Origin of the sequence: Candidatus Accumulibacter cognatus, assembly GCF_000584975.1 — a bacterium.
Lineage (GTDB): Bacteria > Pseudomonadota > Gammaproteobacteria > Burkholderiales > Rhodocyclaceae > Accumulibacter > Accumulibacter cognatus.
Map to the genome: position 1 here is coordinate 17803 of NZ_JDST02000112.1, position 10059 is coordinate 27861.

Annotated in this window: 6 protein-coding genes and 1 pseudogene; all 7 read right to left on the reverse strand. The window is 60.3% G+C overall.

All coding sequences use genetic code 11. From position 1 onward, the window contains the following. Nucleotides 1-21: 21 nt before the first annotated feature. On the reverse strand, nt 22-4008 hold the full coding sequence (locus AW06_RS18240; protein WP_034953169.1) for a DUF6701 domain-containing protein: 3987 nt from the start codon (nt 4006-4008) through the stop codon (nt 22-24). A 67-nt stretch (nt 4009-4075) separates the two neighbouring features. Continuing rightward, nucleotides 4076-4510: a prepilin-type N-terminal cleavage/methylation domain-containing protein gene (locus AW06_RS18245; RefSeq protein WP_034953171.1), complete on the reverse strand. Its 435-nt coding sequence runs from the start codon at nt 4508-4510 to the stop codon at nt 4076-4078. A 24-nt stretch (nt 4511-4534) separates the two neighbouring features. Continuing rightward, nucleotides 4535-5014: a prepilin-type N-terminal cleavage/methylation domain-containing protein gene (locus AW06_RS18250; protein WP_034953173.1), complete on the reverse strand. Its 480-nt coding sequence runs from the start codon at nt 5012-5014 to the stop codon at nt 4535-4537. A gap of 89 nt (nt 5015-5103) precedes the next feature. Continuing rightward, complete coding sequence (locus tag AW06_RS18255; RefSeq protein WP_034953175.1) at nt 5104-5643, reverse strand: hypothetical protein; 540 nt, start codon at nt 5641-5643, stop codon at nt 5104-5106. Next, nucleotides 5643-6866 (reverse strand): type II secretion system F family protein, encoded by a 1224-nt coding sequence (locus AW06_RS18260; protein ID WP_034953177.1) that lies wholly within the window; start codon nt 6864-6866, stop codon nt 5643-5645. Before AW06_RS18260 ends, AW06_RS18255 begins: the two co-directional genes overlap by 1 nt. Nucleotides 6867-6868: 2 nt before the next feature. Next, complete coding sequence (locus tag AW06_RS18265) at nt 6869-8575, reverse strand: GspE/PulE family protein (RefSeq protein WP_034953178.1); 1707 nt, start codon at nt 8573-8575, stop codon at nt 6869-6871. Between the two features lie 285 nt (nt 8576-8860). Further along, nucleotides 8861-9997: pseudogene (locus AW06_RS18270) on the reverse strand (AMP-binding protein); the annotation flags it as partial. Between the last annotated feature and the right edge of the window lie 62 nt (nt 9998-10059).

Below are 10059 nucleotides of genomic sequence, written 5' to 3' on the forward strand. Positions count from 1 at the left end.
TCTCATGGCCATCAAACGGGATCAAAAGCCTTCCCGCAGATAGATCTGACGGTTGGTGTTGCTGCTGTAAATACCGAAGGTCGCTCGTGCCACGGCATCGCGATCGAAGGCCGCGCCGCACCATTTGCCGCGCAGGTAGGTCGCGGATCTTGCCGTTCCCGCCGGATACGTTGGCGCCCAGGCCGGACACATGGCCAGCGCAGGATCGAGACGCAATACCACATCGACGCTGCCCGCCGCATTCGGAGCCTTCAGTCTAACCGTGCCGACGCCGCTACTGAACGCGCCCATCGTGATCGATCCCGTCGGCAGACTGCTGCCGTTGACCGAGCCCTGATAGTTTCCGATGCCGACGTTGGCCGTGCTCAGTGCCGTACAGCCATCAAGCGTATTCCTGATGAAGGCCAAACCGTTCCAGTACTGCGTTTCATAGGGTAAGGAAAGATCATTGCGCTCCGAACCGTAGGCATTGCCCAACCACAGGCGGCCATAGCGCAACGGTGTACTCGCCGTTTGAACCGCGCTGGCGTTGATCATGGTGACTCCGTCGCTATCCGTCGGCCGGGCAAACAGCGTGACGCTGGTTTCACCGGCCAATGCACTGGGGCGGCTGATCTGGTGTTTGGCACTGACCGTGGCAACGCCCTGGTTCCAGGTGCCGCTCGGCGCCGTGGCACTGCCTGAGAGCGTTGAGCCGGCGGGTAAGGCGGAACTCGTGGTGAAGGCAAAATGACTCCAGGTGGTGAGTCCCAATTTGGCGAACGAACCCGTGTAATTCCGCGTGGTGACATTGGCGGTGTTCTGCGCGGTCAGGGTGAAGGGAGTCGTGAAGCCATCCTGCCCGAAATAGGTGAAGGTGCCGCAGCCAGCGCTTGGCGGGCTGGCGGTAATCGCAAAATGGTCAGGATAAAAGCGCCCGACCTTGCCACTGGTGATGCCGACCGTCTCGCCGGCACCGAGATAATTGCCATCGCCGACGCTGGGCGTCAGGGTGATGATTCCTGCTTCGCTCCAGTTCAGCGTGGTGTTGCTAGCCGAGCCATTGTTAAAGCTGCCAAAGGCGGCCGGATTGCCGAGCGCCGGGTTGTTGGTCAGCTCGACCAGGCCACTGGCCAGTGCGCGGCTGAGCATGACCGATTCGGGCGGGGCTTCCTTGCCGAAATTCCGGGTGAGGCACGCAGATGGAATGTCGATCAGGCGCGTATAGGTGGACAGATTCGCTGCACATGCGGCATTGACCGCGCTCACCGTGGCCGAGAAATTTTCTCCTGCTCTGACAAACGCGCCTCCTGAAGCATCGGCAGCACCCGGGTTAGCCGTGTTTGGAGCAGCGGTCTGCCTGATATCGGTTAGCACGAATGCATATGGCCTGACCACAAACCCCGATCCGCCCGTACCTTTCACCGTCCCTGACAGGGTTGCACCGCCCGCCGTCGCGGTGGCCGAGATGCCGATCTTCCCGACATCGACGAAATTGAAGGAACCCAGGCTGGCGTTGCCGTTGGCATCGAAGGACAAATTGATCGATGTGCCTCCGGTACCGATGGCCGAGCCTCCAATCGACAACAGGTTGCCACTGCTGCATGCGGACGGATTGATGCACTGGTAGTTGAAGGTCACCGGATGTGGCGAGGTAAACGCCGCTTCGCAGCTCTTGGTCGAGGTATTCGTCTTGACCGCCCGTAACCAGTACGAAGCGGAGTTCACCCCCGCAACCTGATCGGGTACGGTTGCTTCCAGCGCATCACTGGCCGTCGAGAAAATGAACCCGGCCGTATGGAAGGTCGTCGCACAACTGCTGGCGAGCACGCAGTTGATGCCATCGGGACAACATTTTCGCGGATTGGTGGCCGGTGTCTGCTCACCGGAGAGGGTGACCGTCACTCCAGTTCCGTTCACCGCGGCCGGGTAGCTCAAGGTGGCACTGCCAATGCCGGTCGAATCAAAAACTACCGGACTGAAAAGCGTGCCGGACGAAGTCGCCAGAGTCGCCGTTTTGCCATTCACGGCTCCCTGGCGATTACTGCAGGGGCTGCTGGCGTCGGCACAGGCCGTTACGATTACTGATGTCGGCAAACAGGCAATGCTGGAGGTCGGCAGCGACAATTCATAGTGATCCACGGTCGCCGCACAGGCATGGACCAAACCGGCAAGCGCTTCGATTTCCAACGGTGTGAGTGCGCGGTTGTAGATGCGAATCTCGTCAATGTCACCGTTGGCCGTATTGGCCGTGTAGCCGGCTGGGATGCCATTGATTTTCGTCATGTGCTGCGCGCCGAAATACAGGGGTGCCATATCGCCGAGAACACCGTTGCTTGCCGTCACCGAACTGGCCACTGGACTGGTGTTCCCATCGAGATAAATGTACAGCCTGTTGGCCGGGAGATCCCAGCTTACCGCGATGTGATGCCAGACATTGGCTGCAAAATTGTAGGCCACCGAACTCGCCCTGGAATCGGTATCGGAGGTATCTTCAAGGGCAAAGCGCAAGCTGCCGGAACCATCCTTGATCAGAAAGAAGTGCTTGTCCAGCACAGGATTTCCCAGATCGTTCGAGGCATCGAAGAGCATGCGCGAATTTGTGTCGTCCCATTTCGCATTGCTGCGATACCAGAAGGCAATGGTACCGGCGTTACCGATATTGTTCACGTCGATGGCCGTATTGATGCCAATCGCGCTGGTTCCCGACGGGATGCTGGCCACGCCACAGGTACCGGGGCTACCGGAAATGGCCGCGCCGCTGCCGGGCGGGTTGCCGGTGGTCGTCGCACTCCCGAGTTGCGAGGCATGGCGGCCATTACCGCTGGTATCGGTAAAAATGTTTGCCCCGGCCGTTTCGTCCAGTGGGTAATAGGTGTATGGATTCGGCAGCAAGACGTAGGTATCGGTCGCCGTATTGTTGGCAAGATTGCCGTCGCCACCCGTACCCGATACGGTTGCCGTATTGACCAGAACCCCGTTGGCACTGGCCGCCACGCTGACATTGATCACCAGGGGCGTTGCCGAAGCACCGGCAGCCAGCGCACCTGCATTCGTGCAGGTCAGCACTTGCGCAGCCACCGAACAGGACCATCCGGCACCCGATAGCGAAGCGTAGGTCACCCCCGTCGGCAAGGTATCGACGATGCTCAGCGGCCCGGGCTCCGACAGGGAGCCGATGTTGGTCACGGTCAGGGTGTAGCTGGCGGTTCCGCTCGGCACCAGCGGGCTGCTGCGGCTCATGGCCAGGTTGAGGTCGCGCAGGGAAGGTTTCAGGGCCATCAGGTGGCCGACCCCGGTATCGGCATTGCCCGCAGCAACGGCCTCCGTGGCCCCCGTGGCGCCGATGGCCGCCCACGGCGCCGTCGCCATCTGGAGTGTCGTACCGATATCACTCTCTACCGCCGGCGCCCGGACATCGAGGCGCTCGGTCATACCGGCAATGCCCGTGGGATTGGCAAAGCTGCTCCCCGAAAGGTAACTGATCGACGAAACCAGCATGGTGTTGGCGACGGTCGTCGTAATCGAGGTCGTGCCATGCGTCAGGCCGCTGGCAGTCAGGCGCTGACTCCAGACGTCGATCGGACTGGCGGAAGTATCCACCCCCGAGAAGGCAAGGATGCCGCCGACCGCGCTGCCGCCCTGATTGAGGTAGTTATTGACGAAAGTCCAGGTGTAACTGTTGGGCTCCGAAGTGCCGGCAATCCGGTAGTAGGTCAGCAGGGTCATGCCCTGTGGCAAGGTTAACAGACCACCACCAGGCTGATTCGTCGAGGTCATCAGGTTCCAGCCGGGCGGCGGCGTCCACACGACCCCCTGCGGTACGCCGGGAGGATTTTGCTGCTGCGGACGCGCCGCGATCGAAGCGATCAGCGCCATTCCGGGCGTGACGCCGGCCGGTTTGGGAATGACCAGCGCCGCTGCCGTGCCATCGGTCGGGATGGCCGGATTCAGGCCGCTGCTGGCGTCGACATAGACAATCGCGGCTTCGGTGGAGCAGGCACAGAACCACATCAGCAGCGTGAGCAACGCGCGGGTTGCCGAACACGGATCGCTCCGCTGCCGCAGTGAGGTCGTATCCTGTCTGGAATCGTGCCTAGTTACCCGCACCCGTGACCACATACGTTGCAGTCCAGCCTGAAGCACAAGGAGATCCTTTGCCCATATTCAACGTGCAGGTCACCGGAGTCCCGTTGGTGGTGCTCGCGGCGGTATCCGCGGTGAGGTAGTACGCTGAAGTGCTGCAAGCGGTGCCCAGGGTCATCGAAGGATGCATCAGCGTGCCGACATCCGAGCATTTGGTCATCTTGACGCACTTGCCGGCGGTCGCGACATTGCCAATGACCGAACAACCCGCGTAGTTGATCGAATCTGCAGAGGCCAGCCCACCACTGACGCCCTTGATCGCGGCCGTCTGCGCATCGTCGGTCAGATCGACGAACTTCGGCAAGGCCGTGGCCGCCAGGATGCCGAGAATGACGATCACCACCACCAGTTCAATCAATGTAAAGCCACGCTGCATTTGTTTCATGGGTTTTCTCCTTGGTAAGAAATATCAACAACCCGCTGTATTCAGCGTGATGACCGGTGCCAGAGCCGCCGTCGCTGCCGTATAACTGATGCGGCAGTTCGCCGCAGTCGTTGCGCCGTTGATCGTGATCGTCAGCGGCGGCCCGACGGCAACCGTGACGCCATCATTGACCGTATCGATCTGGGTGGCGGCGATGATGCCCGCCACGGTCGCCGCCGGATAACGATTGACCATCGCGATGGCGGTGCCGTCCATGTTCGCGGTTCCGGCCGCTGCCGTACAGGTGGCGCCGACCGCTGCTCCTCCGGCCAGATCCAGCTCGCAACGGGATCTGGCCAGCGCCGCCGCTGAACGGACACTGCCGAACAAGGCTTGTGCCTTGGCAATGCGCGCATCCTGCTGGGCGTTGATGAAGCGCGGCAGCGCCACCGCCGCCAGAATGCCGATGATGGTAATCACGATGATGAGTTCGATCAGGGTAAAACCTTGTGCTGTACGCCGCATTGCCTAAGCTCCCAGAACAGCCACAGAAACGGAAAGATACGCCTCATGGCCTGATGACGGCAAAAATCGCCGATTTCTTTACCGATATTTCAACTTCTACCCAAAACCCATCGGCAGTCTGCAGTGGCGGCCAATTTCAGGCCCACAAAAGCGCCACTCGCCATTCGTTCCGGCACGCGCGTCACACTCCAGCCCAAGACATTGCAGCGATCCCCGCTGTCCGCCGAAGGAACACGCAGATGGCTGGTATGGCGTGGCCGATAAACCAGCTCGCGACGGTCACGGTCAAAACACCACGCCCCTGCGGGCAATTCCCGGCTTTCTGCGGCCGAACACTCACCGCGATACCCTGCCGGATCTGAACCCATCCAGTGTACAGGGTTATTACCCACCCATGCAGCGATTTCACTTTCCCGCTGCTGCATGAGCGCTTCACCCATGGCCAGCTGCATCCCGGTTCGCATGTTGCGGATGGTCAACTCGACCGCCAGCCTTTCCGCTCGTTCACTGGCATCGTGCAAGGCCGACAACAGGCCGAAGGCCAGCAAGCCGACCACCACCCACAGCACGGCCCACTCGAACCAGTGCGAAGTGGCATCGTGGCCGGAACGCCGGATCTCCCGCGGCATCACCGCTTGATGGCCACCTTGCCCAAATCCCACATCGGCAGGAAGATGCCCAGCGCCAGGATCAGCACCATGATGCCGAGCATGATGATCAGAATCGGTTCGATCTGCTGGCTGAGCGTCTTGAGTTCGTATTCGACTTCCTGCCGGTACATGTCGCCAATCTCTTCCATCATGTCATCGACCGCTCCCGACTCTTCCCCGACAGCCACCATCTGCAGGACGACGGGGGTAAAGATGCCGGAACTGATGGCGGCGCGCAACAGGCTTTCGCCCCGTTCGATGCTTTCGCGCATTCCTTCGATGCAATGCGCGATGTAACGGTTATCGACCGTTTGCGCCGAATTGGATAAGGCCTGCATGACCGGAACGCCGCTGCGCATTCCCAGAGAAAAACTGCGGGCGAAGCGGGAAAGCGCAGCCTTGTGCAGGATTTTGCCGGCAATCGGAAATTTCAGGGATATCCGGTCCCAGCGGTAACGCCCCGGGGTCGTTCGCAGCCAGATGCCAAAGGCCATCCCGCAGCCGATGGCACCAAGCAACAGGGATGGCCAGTAAGCCACCATGAAATCGGAAAAGCCGAGCAATAGCCGGGTCATCATCGGCAATTCGGCCCCAAAACCGGCAAAGACCTTGGCAAAGGCAGGAATCACGAAGAGATTGACGATGACCAGGGCCATCACCATCGCCAACACCACAAAGCTAGGGTAGCGCAACGCCGATTTAACCTGTTCGCGCATGTAGCGCTCGAACTCAAGGTGCTCGAACAGGCGGAAGAAAACTTCGTCGAGCAGACCGGTCGCTTCACCGACACGAACCATCGACAGGTAGAACGGCGAGAAAACGCGCGGATGCCGGGCCAGGGTCTGTGACAATTCCCGACCGCCTTCCAGACTCTCGCGAACCTCGCCAATGACGCGCTTCATCTCGGGATTGATCGCCGCTTCCTGCAGACCGCTCAGGGAACGCATGATCGGTACGCCCGATTTGAGCAGTCGATGCATCTGCCGGCTGAAGAGCAAGAGGTCGATTGGCGAGATTTTTTGCCTGAACAGCGTGACTTTCCGGCGGGATGCCGGTTCGCCCGCCCTGCTCTCCCTGATCTCGACCGGCGTCAGTCCCTGCCCGCGCAGAAAATCGACGATGGCACCACTATTCGCCCCTTCAAGCGATCCCTCGACGAGATCTCCGCCAGCGTTCCGTCCTTTGTAAGCGAAGTTCGGCATCCTCAATCTTCGAACTGATTGCTGATGCGCATCGCTTCCTCGATGGTCGTGCGGCCTTGCACCACCAGTCGCAGGGCATCGCGGCGCAGCGTTTCGCCGGCCATCTGCCGGCGTGCCGCCTGAACGAAGCTGCCCGTGTCGTCGACGTTGATCGCCTCGACAATTTCGTTGGTCATTTCGAGCATCTCGTAAACCCCGGTACGACCCTGGTAGCCTGTTCCGGCGCAATGCAGGCAGCCCTTCCCCTGCAGGAAGCGGTGCTGGTCGACCGTGTCGCCCAACTCGTAGCGCAGCCATTCGTGTTCTTGCGGCGACGGGCGGTGTGGTTCGGCGCAGTTGCCGCAGATCACCCGCACCAGCCGCTGTGCCAGCACCAGTTGCAACGATAGTGCAACCATGTAACGGGGAACGCCCATGTCGAGCAGTCGAATGGGGGTCGAGATGACATCGTTGGTATGCAGGGTCGAGAGTACCATGTGGCCCGTAATCGCGGCGCGCATGCCGATTTCAGCGGTGGTCTGATCGCGCATCTCGCCGACCAGAACGATGTCCGGATCTTGTCGCAGTGCGGAACGCAACACCCGCTCGAAGGACAGATCGATCTTCTCGTGCACCTGCACCTGATTGATGCCGGGAAGCCGGTATTCCACCGGGTCTTCAACGGTGATGATCTTCTTCTCGGTGGTATTGAGTTCGGACAGGGCAGCATAGAGCGTCGTCGTCTTGCCGCTGCCGGTCGGACCGGTGACCAGCACCATGCCACTGGGACGACGTATCGCATGGCGCAGACGTTCGAGCGTAGGTGGCGGCATGTTCAGCCGATCCAGCCCGAGCAGTCCGGTGTTCTGGTTCAGCAGGCGCATCACGACCGACTCGCCGTACTGCGTCGGCATGGTCGAAATCCGCACGTCGATCTGGTTGTTGCGCACCTTGATGGCAAAACGACCGTCCTGCGGCAAGCGCTTTTCCGAGATGTCGAGTCCGGACATCAACTTGAGACGCAGAGAGAGGGCCGGGGCAATTTTGGCATCGGCTTCCATCTGTACCTGCAAGATGCCGTCGATACGGAAACGAACGCGCAGCGAGCGATCCTGTGGTTCGATATGGATATCCGAAGCACGCGAACGAATGGCTTCTTCGAATACGGTCTGCAGCAATTTGACGACGGGAGCTTCCTCGGCACCCGTAGCCGTTCCGATCAGGCCGCCAAATTCGATCGGCACATCTTCCAGTTCGGCGGTCAGTTCCCTGGCCAGGCCGCTGATTTCTTCGGTACGCCGATAGACGCGATCGACCAGCGCCAGCAAATGGCCCTCGGCCACTACCACCAAGTCGATTTCGCGACGCAGAAGACGCAGGACTTCGTCATAAGCCTGCAGGTCGGTGGGATCGACGAAACCAACCCGCAGTCGGCCGCGAATCTCGTCGAGCACGACCGCGCGAAAACGCCTCGCCTGCGCCTCGGGCAGGAGATTGACCTGTTCAGCGCGTGGATTGAAGTGCCTGAGATCGACGTAGGGAACTTGCAATTGTTTTGCGAGCGCCTGCGAAATCGCCTCTTCGGTGACAAATGAACTGTCGACGACGATGCGGCCCAGCTTGCGTCCGCTGCGTTTTTGCTCATCGAGCGCAAACTTGAGTTGTTCGTCAGTGAGTAGGCCTTGCTGAACGAGCAGATCGCCGAGGCGAATCTTTTCCGGTCGAGCCATGGCAAAGCTCCAGGGATCCTGAAGGTCCCGGTTAATGTGAAAGTCGCGTCAGCGACTCACGAACCTCCCCTCTCTCCTCGCGGGAGAGGGGTTGGGGGAGAGGAAATACGGTCATGACTTTCATGATCGGGGGCGTCTGGAAAAGTCATGACCGTTAGGACAAATCTGGAAAGGCCATTCACCCTTCGGTCTGTCCCGACCCCAGGGCGAATGGCAGGATGATCGCGGCCCTCGACAAGCTCAGGCCGCCAACCCTGCCTGTCAATGCCAGACCGGATCGTTCGACTAGAACTCGAAATCCTCCTCGTAGTATTCGAATTCCCCGCGCGTCGTGGCGGCGCGATCCCGACCCTGTTCGCCCTTGCGCAGTTCGACGCGACGAATCTTGCCTGAGATGGTCTTCGGCAGTTCGCCGAATTCGAGTCGTCGCACACGCTTGTACGGCGACAGACGGCTGCGCAGGAATACGAAGATGTCGCGCGCCAGTTCACGCCCTGGTTCATAGCCGGCGCGCAAGGTCAGGAACGCTTTTGGTACGGCCAGGCGCAGGGGGTCGGGACTCGGCACGACGGCAGCCTCTGCGACCGCCTCGTGTTCGATCAGGACGCTCTCGAGTTCGAACGGGCTGATGCGATAGTCGGAAGCCTTGAACACGTCGTCGGCGCGGCCAACATAAGTGATGTAGCCATCGGCATCGACGGAGGCGGTGTCACCGGTGTGATAGAAGCCATCACGCATCACCTCGGCGGTCTTCTCGGGGTCGTCGTCGTAGGAGATCATCAGCCCGAGCGGACGCGGCGACAGCATCAGACAGATTTCGCCTTCGTCGGAGACCTGACCGTCAACATCAACCAGGCGCACCTGATAGCCGGGCATCGGGCGACCCATGGAACCGAGCTTGACCGTCTGTCCGGGCGAATTGCCGACTTGGGCGGTGGTTTCGGTCTGGCCAAAACCGTCGCGCAGGGTGATTCCCCAGGCGGCCTTGACCTGATCGATGACTTCCGGATTCAGCGGCTCGCCGGCACCGATCAGTTCGCGTACCTTGACCGGATACTTGCCAAGGTCTTCCTGGATCAGCATCCGCCATACCGTCGGCGGCGCACAGAGGGTGGTCACCGAGCATCGGACCAGCGTTTCAAGGATCGACGCCGCAGCAAAGCGCGAGTAGTTGTAGATGAATACCGTCGCGCCGGCGTTCCACGGTGCGAAAAAGCAGCTCCAGGCGTGCTTCGCCCAGCCGGCCGAACTGATGTTCCAATGCACGTCACCAGGCTGTAGTCCGAGCCAGTACATGGTCGACAGATGTCCGACCGGATAGCTCTGCTGGCTGTGTAACACCAGCTTGGGTTTGGAAGTCGTGCCGGAAGTAAAATAGAGCAATTGCGGATCGGTCGCCAGGGTCGAACCGTCGGGGACGAACTCTACTGAACTAGGTAACAAATGACTTTAATTGTCTGGTGTAATGGGCTGTAGAATTCGAG